The sequence below is a fragment of the Aeromonas sp. 82P genome, from assembly GCF_051919365.1.
GTDB lineage: Bacteria > Pseudomonadota > Gammaproteobacteria > Enterobacterales > Aeromonadaceae > Aeromonas > Aeromonas veronii.
On the sequence record NZ_JBQBEV010000001.1, the window covers coordinates 3,651,022 to 3,665,019 of the forward strand.

Here is a 13,998-nt window from a genome sequence, read left to right on the forward strand (position 1 = left end):
ACTCCTTGCAGCTGTCTCAGTATACCGCTATCCATAAGCAAAGAGGCCCCTTGTCGGGGCCTCTTTTCATCAGGCTTTTTTAGCCTTTGGCAAACTCTCTTGCCAGGTACCGTTGTCGTAGTGAGCGGTCCAACCGGTCGCCTTGCCGTTGACCTCGCTCATCACGTACTGCTCCTTGGTCTTGCGACTGAAGCGCACGATGGCGGGGTTGCCGTCCGGATCAGTGAGCGGGGCACCAGCCAGATACTTGTGCTTGGCGGAGATGCGATCCTTGAAGCGCTTGAGCTCTTCCACCAGCGGCGCGCGGGTCTCGCGCGATTTGGGGAAGTTGCTGGCTGCCAGGAACAGACCGGCAGCCCCGTCACGCAGCACAAAGTGAGCATCTGACTGGGTGCACTTGAGCTCCGGCAGCGGCACCGGATCCTCCTTCGGCGGCGCGATATCGCCGTTTTTCAGGATCTTGCGGGTGTTCTTGCAGGTCTCGTTGGTGCAGCCCATGTACTTGCCGAAACGGCCGTTCTTGAGCTGCATCTCGGCTCCGCAACGGTCGCACTCGATGCTCGGCCCTTCGTAGCCCTTGAGCTTGAACTGGCCCTTCTCGATCTCGTAGCCATCGCAATCCGGGTTGCGACCACAGACGTGCAGCTTGCGGCTGTCGTCGATGATATAGGCATCCATCGCTGTACCACAGACGCCGCAGCGGTGCTTGGCGCGCAGTGCTTCGGTTTCCGCCTCTTCACCGTCAGTGGCGGAGACAAACTCGTCGGCAGAGACCAGGTTGATGGTCTTCTTGCAGCGCTCTTTCGGCGGCAAGGCATAGCCGGAGCAGCCGAGGAACACGCCGGTGGTGGCAGTACGAATCCCCATCTTGCGGCCACAATCCGGGCAGTCGATGTCGGTCATCACCATCTGGTTGGCACGCATGCCGCCCTCTTCGGGCGCCTTGTCGGCCTTCTCCAGCTCCTGGGTAAACTCGGCGTAGAAGGCGTCCAGCACCTTCTTCCACTCCAGGCTCCCTTCGGCGATGCCATCGAGCTTGTCTTCCATCTTGGCGGTGAACTCGTAGTTCATCAGCTCAACGAAGTTCTCCACCAAACGATCGGTGACGATCTCACCCATCTTCTCGGCGAAGAAACGGCGGCTTTCGACCCGCACATAACCGCGATCAACGATGGTGGAGATGATAGAGGCGTAGGTAGACGGACGGCCGATGCCGCGTTTTTCCAGCTCGCGCACCAGCGCAGCTTCAGTGAAACGGGCAGGCGGCTTGGTGAAGTGCTGGCGCGGATCCAGCTTGACCAGTTTCAGCACCTCGCCAACGGTCACCGCCGGCAGCTGACTATCTTCACCCTTGCGACCCATAGGTGGCAGAGCCTTGGTCCAACCGGCGAAGCGCAGGGTACGACCACGGGCCTTGAGCTCGAACTCACCCGCCTTGACGGTCAGGGTGGAGGAGTCGTATTGAGCCGGGGTCATCTGGCAAGCAACGAACTGACGCCAGATGAGATCGTACAGACGCATGGCATCCGGCTCCATCCCTTCCAGCATCTCGGCAGTCACCTGTACGTTGGAGGGACGGATCGCCTCGTGCGCTTCCTGGGCATTGGCCTTGGCACCATACAGATTCGGCTCGGCTGGCAGATAGGCCGCGCCATACTGCTCGCCGATATATTCACGCACCGCCTCAACCGCCTCTTTGCTGAGGTTGGTAGAGTCGGTACGCATATAGGTGATGTAACCCGCTTCATAGAGACGCTGGGCCATCATCATGGTCTTCTTGACCCCGAAGCTCAGACGGGTAGAGGCCGCCTGCTGCAGGGTGGAGGTGATAAACGGCGCGGACGGTTTGGAGCCGGTCGGCTTGTCTTCCCGGTTCACCACCTTGTAGTCGACCCCTTCCAGGGCAGCGACAGCGGCAAAGGTCTCTGCCTGGGTCACCGGCTTGAAGTCGGCCCCGTTGCGGCTGACCACTTCCATCCGCAGATCGCTCTTGTCACCGGTCAGCAGGTCGGCATTGAGATCCCAGAACTCGACCGGTACGAACGCCTTGATTTCGCGCTCTTTATCGACGATAAGACGCACCGCAACAGACTGTACCCGACCGGCGGAGAGACCGCGAGCCAGCTTTTTCCAGAGCAGCGGGGAAACCATGTAACCCACCACGCGGTCGAGGAAACGACGGGCCTGCTGGGCATTGACGCGGTCAATATTGAGTTCGGACGGCTGGGCAAACGCCTCCTTGATGGCGCTCTTGGTGATCTCGTTGAACACCACGCGCTTGTAGCGGCTGTCGTCGCCACCGATGATCTCGCGCAGGTGCCAAGCGATCGCTTCCCCTTCTCTATCCAAGTCGGTTGCGAGATAGATGGTGTCTGCCTTCTCAGCCAGACTCTGCAACTCGCTGACCACCTTCTCCTTGCCGGGCAAAATCTGGTAGTTAGCCTGCCAGCCAGCGGTCGGATTGATACCCATCCGGGCAAACAGGGCCTTGCGATCCTTGGCAGCCTTCTCGGATTCGCTCAACTTGATGCCGCGAATGACAGGTTTCTTGGGCTCGGTGCTGGCGCTGCCGCTGGTGGGCAGATCGCGAACATGACCCACGCTGGATTTCACCACGTAGTCCTTGCCCAGATATTTGTTGATCGTCTTGGCCTTGGCCGGAGACTCCACTATGACCAGTGATTTGCCCATGCTGTAACTATTATCCTCATTGCACCCGACGGGGTTGGTGTGCGGTTTTGTGGGGCTGTATAAGAGATTTGGCGCGAAAAAGCAATCTTGTGAGCAAATTTGCCTGACCAGCCCGAACCACACGGCTTCTTTTATTGCTTCTTTATTTATTAATGCGAAGGCAACAGGCCGGACGCAACCGCTTTTTCAATTTTCTGCCATACCGCCCCTCTTTTTATATCTGAAACGACATAAAAACGTCTGCTGGTTACCGGCTTGTTACAAAAACATAAAATCTCTTTATAATGGCCCAACCCCGACGCATTGTGCGCGGAAGGAACCGCTACCCATCATAAAAATCGAAAGGATGTACTCAATGAAGCACTTCGAGGTCAATTTCGACGGTCTGGTCGGCCCGACTCATAACTATGCCGGCCTCTCCTACGGCAACGTTGCCTCCCAGAGCAATGCCCAGGAGGCTTCCAATCCGAAAGAGGCCGCCAAACAGGGGCTGCGCAAGATGAAGGCGCTGACCGAGCTTGGCATGACCCAGGGGGTACTGGCGCCACAAGAGCGTCCCGATCTCGCCACCCTGCGCCGCCTCGGCTTCACCGGCAACGATGCCCGGGTGCTGGAGCAGGCCGCCAAGCAGGCTCCCGCCGTACTGGCTGCCTGCTATTCGGCCTCCAGCATGTGGACTGCCAACGCCGCCACCGTCTCTCCCAGTGCCGATACCCAGGATGGCCGCATTCACTTCACCCCCGCCAACCTGACCAACAAGTTTCACCGCTCTCTGGAGCCCGACGTCACTGGCCGTATCCTGCGCGCCGTGTTCAACAACGATCGCCACTTCAGCCACCACCTCCATCTACCGGAAAATGACCACTTCGGCGACGAGGGGGCGGCCAACCACACCCGCCTCTGCCGCGCCTATGGCGAGGCGGGGGTCGAGCTGTTTGTCTATGGCCGCAGCGCCTTTGACTACTCCCGCCCGGCGCCGAAGCGCTATCCGGCCCGCCAGACCCTGGAGGCAAGCCAGGCCATCGCCCGCCTGCATGGCCTTGGCGAGGAGAGCGTGGTGTTTATTCAGCAAAATCCGGAGGTGATCGATCAGGGAGTATTCCACAACGACGTGATCGCGGTGGGCAACCAGAACGTGCTCTTCTTCCACCAGCAAGCATTCCTCAACACCGAAGCGGTACTGACCGAGATCAGCGGCAAGTTTGGCGAGGGGGATTTGCACTTTATCGAAGTGCCGACCGCCGAGGTATCCGTGCTGGATGCGGTGAAATCCTACCTGTTCAACACCCAGATCCTCACCCTGCCGAGCGGCGAGATGGCCATCATCGCCCCCACCGAGTGCCGCGACAATCCGGCTGTCTCTGCCTATCTTGGCAAACTGCTGACGCAGGAGAACCCGATCAAGGCGGTCCACTATATGGATGTGAAACAGAGCATGCGCAATGGCGGCGGCCCGGCCTGCCTGCGACTGCGGGTTGCCATGAACGATCAGGAACTCGCTGCGGTCAATCCGGCCTGCCTCATCAACGACAGCCAGTTTGCCCGCCTCGATGGCTGGGTCGATCGCCACTACCGCGACCGCCTGACCCTCGATGACCTGCGGGATCCGGCACTGGTGCAGGAGTCCCGCAGCGCACTGGACGAACTGACCCAGATCCTGAAACTGGGTTCGGTCTACCCGTTCCAGCGCTAGATGTGATGCCCGGCAAGACCGCCAACGCTGGCGGTCTTCTGCTATCTGCCTTCTCTTCAGCTCTTCAGCGCGATCGCCAAATTGCACAGATGCTGTTTTGTGCAGAAAAGCAGCGCACAACTTGCTGATAAGCTTGAATTTTGAGCTGGATGTATCAAAAAATCGACGAACAGTCATTTTTTACTGCCAGATGCCTCATCAAGGGGTTCACAAAGCCTCTGGATCTGATAGTATTCGCCTCGCACTTGGGGAGGGGTTCCCGAGCGGCCAAAGGGATCAGACTGTAAATCTGACGGCTCTGCCTTCGAAGGTTCGAATCCTTCTCCCTCCACCATTCAAGTGCAAAGTAGTGACAATCAGGAAATACCCCGTGGAGGGGTTCCCGAGCGGCCAAAGGGATCAGACTGTAAATCTGACGGCTCTGCCTTCGAAGGTTCGAATCCTTCTCCCTCCACCATTTCCCTGATTGCAATGGCTGAATACAATTTGCTTTGCCCCTGTGGAGGGGTTCCCGAGCGGCCAAAGGGATCAGACTGTAAATCTGACGGCTCTGCCTTCGAAGGTTCGAATCCTTCTCCCTCCACCATCATTCAAGAAAACCCGGCCTCGCGCCGGGTTTTCGCTTTCTGCCATTCTCCTCACACTTTTTCGGCCTTGTCAGATCTGACAGTTGCAATTGCATCCCATCTTGCTCATCGTGGCATCATCAACATCAGAGTGTTCATATCATGTTTGAAGTCTGGGACGAGCATGGTCACGCCACCGGTCTGACACTGCAGGCGCTCAAAGTCAGAATCAGCAACGACTATCAGGGCGATCTGATGGTGCGCTACAGCAACAAGCTGGGACTCCCCACGACCCTCTTTCTGACCATTCATCAGGGCATTGCCTATCAACGCTTCAAAGCGGGTTCGCCAAGACTGGATTGGGAATGGCTGGCCACCGCAGGCAATGGGCACAGCCCCCGCAATTTTATGAGCGAACAGTTCCCCGCTTTTCAACTCGCACTGGATAATTGAGCATCAGCAACTATCGCTAACCCACCATCAAAGATTCCCCAAAAGCTGATTTTCCATTCACAGGATATTCCTGCCAAATTGCATGATGACGTGGGGGCGAGTACAATATCGCACCCCGAATATCCGGCGTATCTTCTGTAGATAGGCCCGGATATGCCGTCATCGGGTCGTGCTGCATTGAGCCTCCTCTCGGAGAGCTTCTTGCACCGCAACTCAACCACTACGATGCCATCAGGTGGCATCGTCCTGATTTGCAATCAGATATAAAGAGTCCGCCATGTTTAAACCAGAATTGCTCTCCCCCGCAGGTTCCCTCAAGAACATGCGTTACGCCTATGCCTATGGCGCAGATGCCGTCTATGCCGGTCAGCCCCGCTACAGCCTGCGGGTGCGTAACAACGAATTCGATCACGAAAACCTGCAGCTGGGCATCAACGAAGCCCATGCGCTGGGCAAGCAGTTCTATGTGGTGGCCAACATCCAACCCCACAACTCCAAGCTCAAGACCTTTATCCGCGATATGCGTCCCGTGGTGGAGATGAAGCCCGATGCGCTGATCATGTCCGACCCCGGTCTTATCATGATGATGCGTGAAGCCTTCCCGGATATGCCCATTCACCTCTCGGTGCAGGCCAACGCGGTCAACTGGGCCACGGTGAAGTTCTGGCATCAAATGGGCCTGACCCGCGCCATCCTCTCCCGCGAGCTGTCGCTGGACGAAATCGAAGAGATCCGCATGCAGGTACCAGAGATGGAGCTGGAAGTGTTCGTTCACGGCGCGCTGTGCATGGCCTACTCCGGCCGCTGCCTGCTCTCCGGCTATATCAACAAGCGTGACCCCAACCAGGGCACCTGCACCAACTCCTGCCGCTGGGAGTATAAAGTGCACGAGGGTAAAGAAGATGACGTGGGCCAGATCGTCCACCGTCAGGAGCCCATCGCAGTGCGTCCGGACAACACCCTGGGCCTTGGCAAACCGACCGATGCGCTGGTGCTGCTGGAAGAGTCCAACCGCCCGGGCGAGTACATGAGCGCATTCGAGGACGAGCACGGCACCTACATCATGAACTCCAAGGACTTGCGTGCCGTCGAACACGTCGAGCGACTGACCAAGATGGGCGTGCACTCGCTGAAAATCGAAGGGCGCACCAAGTCCTTCTATTACTGCGCCCGCACCGCTCAGGTTTACCGCAAGGCCATCGACGATGCGGTGGCGGGTCGTCCGTTCGACCGCAGCCTGATGGGCACCCTCGAAAATCTGGCCCACCGCGGCTATACCGAGGGCTTCCTGCGCCGTCACAACCACAGCGAATACCAGAACTACGACTACGGCTACTCCGTCTCCGACACCCAGCAGTTTGTCGGCGAGATCACCGGTCGCAAAGGTGACATGGTCGAGGTCGAGGTGAAGAACAAGTTCCTGGTGGGCAACAACCTGGAGCTGATGACCCCGCAGGGCAACGTCCGTTTCAATCTGGAGCAGATGGAGAACCGCAAGGGCGAGCTTATCGATACCGCGCCGGGCAACGGTCACGTGGTCTATGTGCCGGTCCCGAAAGATCTGGATGTGAACTACGGCATCCTGCTGCGCAATCTGGGCGAGCGCGAGGATACTCGTCAGCCCCACTCGGCCGCCTGAAATGGCACTGCTCATCACCGACAAGTGTATCAACTGTGACATGTGCGATCCCGAGTGCCCCAACCAGGCTATCAGCCTGGGTGAGGAGATCTACGAGATCGACCCCAGTCGCTGCACCGAGTGCGTCGGTCACTATGAGAAGCCGACCTGCATCAGTGTCTGCCCTATCGACTGCATCATCTGGGATCCCGCCCACGTGGAGACCGAAGATCAGCTGATGGAGAAGTTTGTGCGGATGCACAGGCAGTAAAACGAAAAAAGGCCGACTAATCGGCCTTTTTTGATCCTGCGTGCAGCGGCTGGCCATCACTTGCCGACCAGCCTGATCAGTTTGTCCAGCTCACGCTGGGCCTCCAGCATCCGGGTCTGGGACTCCTCCAGCCTGGCCTGCCGCTTGGCAATCTTCTCCGGTTTGCCACTGACTCTCGCCTCCTGCAGCTCGAGCAGGCGCTCGTCCACCTCGCCGCGCAGTTTGTTAACCCGCTCTTTCTGCTCCTTGAGCAGACCTTCATCAGTACAGTTGGCCTTGATATTGCGCGCTGCCTGTTCGAGCCCGGCAATCTGCCCGGCATTGTTGTGTGCTTTGGCAAACACCAGCTGGTCGTTGACGGCCTGCAGACGGGCCTTGCAACCGACCGCCTCACTGCCAAAGGCCTGACCCGCCAACAGCAGCAAGCCGGCTCCCAATACTTTCCACATCTCGATTCATCCGGTCTTGTTTGCGAGCTGACCATAAAAACCTCGATCGGCAGCAGGGTCAAGCAAGCGGGAAAAAGGTGCGACAGAAGTTGTGCAACATCACGCAATTGCCACCCCGTTGGTTCTACAATGGCGCTCTTTCCAATCGGGAGTCTGTTATGAATCAACAAATTGTGGTCATTGCCAACGGTGCCCCCTATGGCAGCGAATCCCTGTTCAACGCCCTGCGTCTCGCTATCGCCCTCAACGAACAGGGTGGTGCCAGCCTGAAGCTGTTCCTGATGTCCGATGCGGTGAGTGCAGCACTGGCCGGTCAGGCACCGGCCGAGGGATACAACCTGCGCCAGATGCTGGAGATCCTGCTGGCCCAGGGCGTCACCATTCGCCTGTGCAAGACCTGCACCGATGCCCGTGGCATCACCGCCCTGCCGCTGATCGAGGGCATTGAGGTCGGCACCCTGCCGATGCTGGCCCAATGGACCCTGGCTGCCGACAAGGTGCTGACCTTCTGAACCATAAGGGGCTGGCCAGCGGCGAAGTCAGCCCGGTTAGCCTATCACCGACTCCTGCCGGGCACTTCGCCGACCATGATGTCGGGCGCCTGCTTCATAAAGCGCAAAAATCGCCACACAAAGCATCGCCATCAGCACATAGAGCCACTGACCGCTCCACTGCTCGAGGATCCAGCCTCCCAGCAGGGCACCTGCGGCCCCTCCCAACCCGGCCAGTGCGCTGGCACCAAAGTAGCTCCCCTTGAGGTGGGTAGGAGCCATCTGGTCGATCAGCACGTTGAGCAGGGGGAAGAGGATGGTCTCGCCGATGCTGAGCAGCAGCACGGCGCCAAACCAGTGGCTGCGCACCATCGGATCCCCCAGCGCGAAGAGCAGCTGGGCCGCCAGAAAGAGCGCCATGCCGATATGAAGCCGCACCCGCACCGGCCAGCGTGACAACAACCGCAGCAGCGGAAACTGCAGCAGCACCACGGTCAGGGCATTGGTCGCCACCAGCAGGGCAACCAGCTCGGCCACCTGCGGCATACCAGCCCGGGTCAGGTATTGCACCAGCGGCGAGTGAAACTGGGAGTAGACCAGCACCATCAGGAGATTGGCCATCACCAGCAGCAGGAAGGCGCGATCCGCCAGCAACACCTTGATGGCATCCCGCAGTCCGGGGCCAGCAGCACCCGGCTTGCCTGTGCTGCCAGCCCGGCGAAATCCCCAGCCAAAGGCCAGCGCCAGCAGCAGATAGCTCACCACCAGAAACAGGAAGGTCTCCTGCTGGGCGTTGATCCCGAGGGTCACCCCGAGCAGCGGCCCCAACGCGGCTCCCAGGTTGAGCAGAAAATAGCGCAGGTGCAGTGCCAACTCCCGCGCCTTGGCCGAAGCCAGACTGTCGGCCATCAGCGCCTTGCCGGGGGCATCGATGAGCCCCGACGAGAGACCGCTGCCCATCACCCCGACCCCGAGCCAGAACACCGCATGGGAGAAACCGAGCAGGGCGAAACAAACCATCGCCACCAGACAACCGGCCAGCAGTATGCTGCGCCGCCCGAAGCGATCAGAGAGCCAGCCGCCGTAGAAACTGACTAGGGTAGAGAGGGCCATCGAGCCACCCAGCAACAGGCCGATGAAGGTGGCCGAAAGGTCATACTCCCGATAGAGCAGAATGGAGAGGAAGGGCCACACCATGTAGTAGCTGGTACGCACCATGAAGGTACCCAGAATGACGATCCAGACCAGCGGGGTAAATTGCCTGAAGGTGCTCCATGACATCTCTATGCTCCATGCCCCGCAGCTCTTACCACAAGATCCTGTCATAAACGGGGAAAGCATTCAGTTGTAACAGAGGGCCTCAATGGAAACAACCCTCGCTCACCAACAAGGTGCAACCGGATGCAAAAAGGCCAGCCGGAGTGGTCCGGCTGGCCTTTTTATCACGGGATTTCCCTCGGGCTAGCGCCAGAGGGCCAGGCTTAGCGCCAGGGGCTTTGCTGCCACAGCCGCCCTAATCCCGCCTCCAGCGCCTGAGCGCCCTGCTGTCCCAGCTTCTGGGTCAGACTTTTAGGCTTGCGATAGCTGATGCCGATCACCTTGTGGTGGCTGGCCTGCGCCAGCAGATAGTCATCGCTGGTGCAGAGGGTATCCACCAACCCCAGCCCCTTTGCCTGACTCGCCAGCCAGTGCTCACCGGTTGTGACCTGATCGATATCGAGTTGCGGGCGGTGTTCGGCCACAAAGGCCTTGAAGCGCTCGTGGATCGCCGCCAGCTCCTCGCGAAACTTCTCGCGCCCCAGATCGTCGTTCTCGCCGAACATGGTGATAGTGCGCTTGTACTGACCGGCGGTGTGCATCTCGAATTCGATGTCATGCTTTTTCAACAACTTGTTGAAGTTCGGCATCTGGGCGATCACCCCGATGGATCCGACGATAGCAAAGGGGGCAGCCAGGATCTTGTCCGCCACGCAGGCCATCATGTAGCCGCCGCTCGCCGCCACCTTGTCGATAGCCACGGTGAGCTTGATGTCACGATCGCGCAGCCGCTGCAGCTGGGAAGCGGCCAAGCCGTAACCATGCACTACGCCACCACCGGATTCGAGCCGCAGCAGCACCTCGTCGCCGGGCTGGGCGACGCCAATCACCGCGCTCACCTCTTCGCGCAGGGAGGCCACCTCTTTGGCATCCATGCTGCCGTTGAAATCGAGCACGAACAGGCGGCTGCGCTCATCACCGGCCTTGGCGCGCTTTTTCTGCTCCTCTTTCTGCTGCTTTTCCATCACCTTGCGCTCGGCCTTGCTGGCCAGCGCGCTCTTGAGCGCAAACTGCCCCTGCTCCAGCTCGCTCGAGAGATCGGTCACCACCAGCTCACCCTTGCGCGCTTTCGGCTGGCGAGTGCTGACGATCATCAGGATGATGGCGCCGATGGCAAGCAGGAAGGTCACTGTCTTGGCCAGAAACAGGCCATATTCGGTCAGAAATGTCACGATGGACTCCACAATGGATCGGTTTTCGTCACATTCTAGGGAGTTTGGCGGATGCGCGCAAAAAATCGCAGCCAGAGCCCGGAAAAACCAACCCGAGCATCACAACCTCTCTATTTTCTTCACATTTTTCTTGCCGCTGGCTGGTCAAACAGGCGCGCGGATCAGTACACTTGGCGCCGATTGCCATGCACTTATGGCCGGAATTTGTTAACAGGAGTTGTCATGCTCGATTATCAGGCACCCCGCGATCTGCTCAAGGATAAAGTCATTCTGGTCACCGGTGCCGGCGACGGGATCGGCCGCGAAGCCGCCCTCACCTACGCCGCTCACGGTGCCACCGTGATCCTGCTCGGCCGCACCAGCGCCAAACTCGAAGCCGTGTATGACCAGATTGAAGCGGCCGGTTATCCGCTGCCAGCCATCGTGCCGGTGGATCTGAAAGGGGCCACCGCCGCCCACTACCGCGGCATGGCCGAAACCTTCGCCCAGCAGTTTGGCCGCCTCGACGGCGTGCTGTTCAACGCCGGTCTGCTTGGCACCCTCTCTCCGTTTGAACATATTCAGGAGAAGGAGTGGGACGAGGTGATGCAGGTCAACGTCAAATCGGAATTCCTGCTGACCCAGGCGCTGCTGCCGCTGCTGCGCCAGACCGCCAAGACGCAGGGCGATTCCTCCATCGTCTACACCTCCTCCAGCGTGGGACGCAAGGGGCGCGCCTACTGGGGCACCTATGCCATCTCCAAGTTCGCCATCGAGGGGATGATGGAAGTGCTGGCCGATGAGCTTGAGAACACCGGTGTGCGGGTCAATACCCTAAACCCGGGCGGTACCCGTACCAAGATGCGCGCCAGCGCATTCCCGGCGGAAGATCCCATGAACCTCAAGACTCCGGCCGATCTGATGCCGCTCTACCTCTACCTGATGGGGTCGGACAGCCGCGGCAAAACCGGCCAGACCTTTGTGGCTCAGCCAAAATAAACAGGCGGCTCAGCCCAAATAAATCAATAAAATACCCAGAGTGTTGTGCGGCAGGGGTTAAATTGAATAGGGGGCACAGGCTCCCTGTTCGAACCACTGACCATCCTATCTCCAATCAGGTTGAACTATGTTTCGTCCCAAGAGCACGTTTGAGCAATGGCGGATCTTTCAGGCGGTGGTCGACTGCGGCGGCTACGCCCAGGCGGCCGAGGCGCTGAACAAGAGCCAGTCCTCCCTCAATCATGCGGTTGCGAAGTTGCAGCAGAGTCTGGGGGTGCCCTTGCTGGAGGTGCGCGGCCGCAAGGCGGTGCTGACCCCGGCGGGCGAGATCTTCCTCAAGCGGGCCCGTCAGTTGAGCCAGCAAGTAGAAGAGCTGGAGAATCTGGCCAACAACCTGGAGCGGCAGTGGGAGCCGCAGATCAACCTCTATGTTTCGGCGCTGCAGCCAAGGGATCGCCTCTATCGGGCGCTGGCCAGCTTCTATCCCCGCAGCCGGAGTTGCCGGGTCAACCTGCACGAACGCATTCACTGCCACTTCAACGCCCTGCAACCGGGGGATCTGATGCTCTCCGAGCACCTGCCCGGCGATCGCACCGGCCTGCTGCTGGACGAGGTGTGCCTGCTGCCCCTCTGCGCCGCCAACCATCCGCTGGCACAGGAGGAGGGGCCCATCCGCAGCGACGTGCTGACCAGCTACAACCAGATCAGCCTTCATCCCCCCATTCACCGCTCGGTGGACTGGAACGATGCGGATGACACCGGCTGGAAGGCGACCCACTACCACGAAGTGCTCGCCATGCTGCGCCTCGGCCTCGGCTATGCCTGGCTGCCGCGCCATCTGGTGGAGCGGGAGCTGGCGGAAGGGTCACTCATACAGCTGAATCTGGAGAGCGGCAACGAGCGCCACCTCTACACCTATCTGCTGACCCTCTCCCCCGAATCTCTCGGTCCTGCGACCGAGCTGCTGCTGCGCTGCCTGCGCAACGAATATCAGGGCGAATCAGCGCCGCTTCCGCACGCCTAGCCCCAACACGACAAATTAACAGCCAGCCCCCCTGTCAGACGTTGGGCACCCGCCAGCTGGCGGCCAGTGCCACCAGTGCCAATCCCAGCGCAACCATAAAGACCCCGTGGAAACTCCACACCTCCGCCACCACACCGGCAATGGCCCCTGCCATGATGGAGCCGGTGCGGATACTGTTGGCAAACAGGGTGGTCGCCACCCCGGCTCGCCCCGGCATCAGATCCTGAAAGTAAGACATGCCGATCCCCGCCACGATACCGATGAAGATGGCGTTGAACAGCTGCAAGGCGATCAGGGCGTATTGGTCGGTGAGGGTCACCAGACCTGTGTAAAAGGCCGCGCCAGCCAGTACCGCCAGCAGCATCATGGGGCGCTTGCCAAAGCGAGCAGTGTAGTAACCCGCCAGCAGCATGAAGGGGATCTCCAGCGCCGCTGCCGTGCCCATCAGGATACCGGCAAGCTTCTCATCCATCCCCAGTTCCCGGGTGATGTAGAGCGGCATATTGATGAGGTACATGCTGTTGCAGGTCCACATCAGGGTGGAGGCGATAAAGAGCGCCCGCACCGCCGGATCCCGCCAGCTGCTGACCCGCTCGCTCTCTTCGGCCAGCTTGGGCAACGGCAGCGAGGGCAGCCAGCGCCACACCACCAGGGCACAGAGCAGATAGGCCAGTGCCGAGGCCAGGTACATCAGCTCGAAACCGTAGCCGATGGCCAGCGCAAAGGCGATGGGCGGGCCTATGACCCAGGCCAGCGAAAACTGGGCCCGCATCACCGAGCTGAACATGTCCGCCCGCCGGTTGCGGCTGTCAGAATACTCCCGCGCCAGCGCAAACAACTGGGGGCTGGCTGTGGCCGCCAGCGCCGCCAGCATCACCCCCAGACTCGCCAGCAGCCAGTAGTTGCGGTTCCAGGCAAACAGCAGGGAGAGCGCCACCCCGGCAAAACAGCAGCGCAGGATCAGTCGCTTGCGATCCCCCTTGTTATCGGAGCGGTGGCCCAGCCATTGGCTGACCAGAATGCCCACCACCGCATTGATGGTATAGAAGAGCCCGACCAGAAAGGGGCGCACCTGCACCTCCTCGGCCAGAAACAGACTTAAGGTAGGCACCTGCAATGCCACCGCGACGCCGGTCATAAAGGTCACGGCAAGAAACGAAAGAGAGACGGGGTCCGGGCGTTTGACCGCCGCTATCGACAAGCTCATAGGGTTACCACTGATTGGAGGGACGATACGGGCTAACGAGCGGCAGCCGTATGAAAATTCGGCGCCTA

12 protein-coding genes and 3 tRNA genes are annotated in these 13,998 nt (G+C 59.7%); 10 read left to right on the plus strand and 5 right to left on the minus strand.

The annotated features are described in order from the left end of the window. Window positions 1–69 precede the first annotated feature (69 nt). Window positions 70–2,691: a type I DNA topoisomerase gene (gene topA, locus ACTG2S_RS16590; protein WP_129503509.1), complete on the minus strand. Its 2,622-nt coding sequence runs from the start codon at window positions 2,689–2,691 to the stop codon at window positions 70–72. 355 nt (window positions 2,692–3,046) lie between these two features. On the opposite strand from topA, the gene astB reads away from it, so the two are divergent. The 7 genes from astB to ACTG2S_RS16625 all read left to right on the plus strand — a co-directional run bounded on the left by astB (window position 3,047) and on the right by ACTG2S_RS16625 (window position 7,292). Further along, entirely contained in the window at window positions 3,047–4,384 is a 1,338-nt protein-coding gene (gene astB / locus ACTG2S_RS16595) for an N-succinylarginine dihydrolase (protein WP_274161314.1), read from the plus strand. Between the two features lie 249 nt (window positions 4,385–4,633). After that, a tRNA-Tyr gene (locus tag ACTG2S_RS16600) sits at window positions 4,634–4,718 on the plus strand. Window positions 4,719–4,756: 38 nt separating this feature from the next. Further along, window positions 4,757–4,841: transfer RNA gene (locus ACTG2S_RS16605), tRNA-Tyr, on the plus strand. 44 nt (window positions 4,842–4,885) lie between these two features. Continuing rightward, window positions 4,886–4,970 (plus strand) — tRNA-Tyr (locus ACTG2S_RS16610). Between the two features lie 142 nt (window positions 4,971–5,112). After that, a complete protein-coding gene (locus ACTG2S_RS16615) occupies window positions 5,113–5,403 on the plus strand; it encodes a hypothetical protein (RefSeq protein ID WP_201946211.1) in 291 nt (96 codons plus the stop codon). Between the two features lie 277 nt (window positions 5,404–5,680). Next, window positions 5,681–7,042, plus strand: coding sequence for a prephenate-dependent tRNA uridine(34) hydroxylase TrhP (gene trhP, locus ACTG2S_RS16620; protein WP_227095057.1), 1,362 nt, complete (start codon window positions 5,681–5,683; stop codon window positions 7,040–7,042). A gap of 1 nt (window position 7,043) precedes the next feature. Continuing rightward, window positions 7,044–7,292: a YfhL family 4Fe-4S dicluster ferredoxin gene (locus tag ACTG2S_RS16625; protein ID WP_005334896.1), complete on the plus strand. Its 249-nt coding sequence runs from the start codon at window positions 7,044–7,046 to the stop codon at window positions 7,290–7,292. A gap of 56 nt (window positions 7,293–7,348) precedes the next feature. On the opposite strand, the gene ACTG2S_RS16630 is transcribed toward ACTG2S_RS16625, so the two are convergent. After that, entirely contained in the window at window positions 7,349–7,741 is a 393-nt protein-coding gene (locus tag ACTG2S_RS16630; RefSeq protein ID WP_005334898.1) for a DUF1090 domain-containing protein, read from the minus strand. A gap of 158 nt (window positions 7,742–7,899) precedes the next feature. On the opposite strand from ACTG2S_RS16630, the gene ACTG2S_RS16635 reads away from it, so the two are divergent. After that, complete coding sequence (locus ACTG2S_RS16635; protein WP_005334901.1) at window positions 7,900–8,253, plus strand: DsrE/DsrF/TusD sulfur relay family protein; 354 nt, start codon at window positions 7,900–7,902, stop codon at window positions 8,251–8,253. 36 nt (window positions 8,254–8,289) lie between these two features. Here the strand turns inward: ACTG2S_RS16635 and ACTG2S_RS16640 are convergent, their stop codons facing one another. Together ACTG2S_RS16640 and sohB are read right to left on the minus strand one after the other, a co-directional pair. Then, complete coding sequence (locus tag ACTG2S_RS16640; protein WP_274161315.1) at window positions 8,290–9,513, minus strand: MFS transporter; 1,224 nt, start codon at window positions 9,511–9,513, stop codon at window positions 8,290–8,292. Between the two features lie 200 nt (window positions 9,514–9,713). Then, on the minus strand, window positions 9,714–10,721 hold the full coding sequence (gene sohB / locus ACTG2S_RS16645; protein WP_005347779.1) for a protease SohB: 1,008 nt from the start codon (window positions 10,719–10,721) through the stop codon (window positions 9,714–9,716). Window positions 10,722–10,943: 222 nt separating this feature from the next. On the opposite strand from sohB, the gene ACTG2S_RS16650 reads away from it, so the two are divergent. Further along, window positions 10,944–11,699: a YciK family oxidoreductase gene (locus ACTG2S_RS16650; protein WP_236325646.1), complete on the plus strand. Its 756-nt coding sequence runs from the start codon at window positions 10,944–10,946 to the stop codon at window positions 11,697–11,699. A gap of 127 nt (window positions 11,700–11,826) precedes the next feature. Then, entirely contained in the window at window positions 11,827–12,723 is an 897-nt protein-coding gene (locus ACTG2S_RS16655; RefSeq protein WP_274161316.1) for a LysR family transcriptional regulator, read from the plus strand. A gap of 34 nt (window positions 12,724–12,757) precedes the next feature. On the opposite strand, the gene ACTG2S_RS16660 is transcribed toward ACTG2S_RS16655, so the two are convergent. Then, on the minus strand, window positions 12,758–13,930 hold the full coding sequence (locus ACTG2S_RS16660; RefSeq protein WP_064335729.1) for an MFS transporter: 1,173 nt from the start codon (window positions 13,928–13,930) through the stop codon (window positions 12,758–12,760). Window positions 13,931–13,998: the final 68 nt, after the last annotated feature.

Coding starts and splice junctions, on each gene's coding strand:
- topA (WP_129503509.1), bottom strand. CDS start 2,691: ATGGGCAAATCACTGGTCATAGTGGAGTCTCCGGCCAAGGCCAAGACG.
- astB (WP_274161314.1), top strand. CDS start 3,047: ATGAAGCACTTCGAGGTCAATTTCGACGGTCTGGTCGGCCCGACTCAT.
- ACTG2S_RS16615 (WP_201946211.1), top strand. CDS start 5,113: ATGTTTGAAGTCTGGGACGAGCATGGTCACGCCACCGGTCTGACACTG.
- trhP (WP_227095057.1), top strand. CDS start 5,681: ATGTTTAAACCAGAATTGCTCTCCCCCGCAGGTTCCCTCAAGAACATG.
- ACTG2S_RS16625 (WP_005334896.1), top strand. CDS start 7,044: ATGGCACTGCTCATCACCGACAAGTGTATCAACTGTGACATGTGCGAT.
- ACTG2S_RS16630 (WP_005334898.1), bottom strand. CDS start 7,741: ATGTGGAAAGTATTGGGAGCCGGCTTGCTGCTGTTGGCGGGTCAGGCC.
- ACTG2S_RS16635 (WP_005334901.1), top strand. CDS start 7,900: ATGAATCAACAAATTGTGGTCATTGCCAACGGTGCCCCCTATGGCAGC.
- ACTG2S_RS16640 (WP_274161315.1), bottom strand. CDS start 9,513: ATGTCATGGAGCACCTTCAGGCAATTTACCCCGCTGGTCTGGATCGTC.
- ACTG2S_RS16650 (WP_236325646.1), top strand. CDS start 10,944: ATGCTCGATTATCAGGCACCCCGCGATCTGCTCAAGGATAAAGTCATT.
- ACTG2S_RS16655 (WP_274161316.1), top strand. CDS start 11,827: ATGTTTCGTCCCAAGAGCACGTTTGAGCAATGGCGGATCTTTCAGGCG.
- ACTG2S_RS16660 (WP_064335729.1), bottom strand. CDS start 13,930: ATGAGCTTGTCGATAGCGGCGGTCAAACGCCCGGACCCCGTCTCTCTT.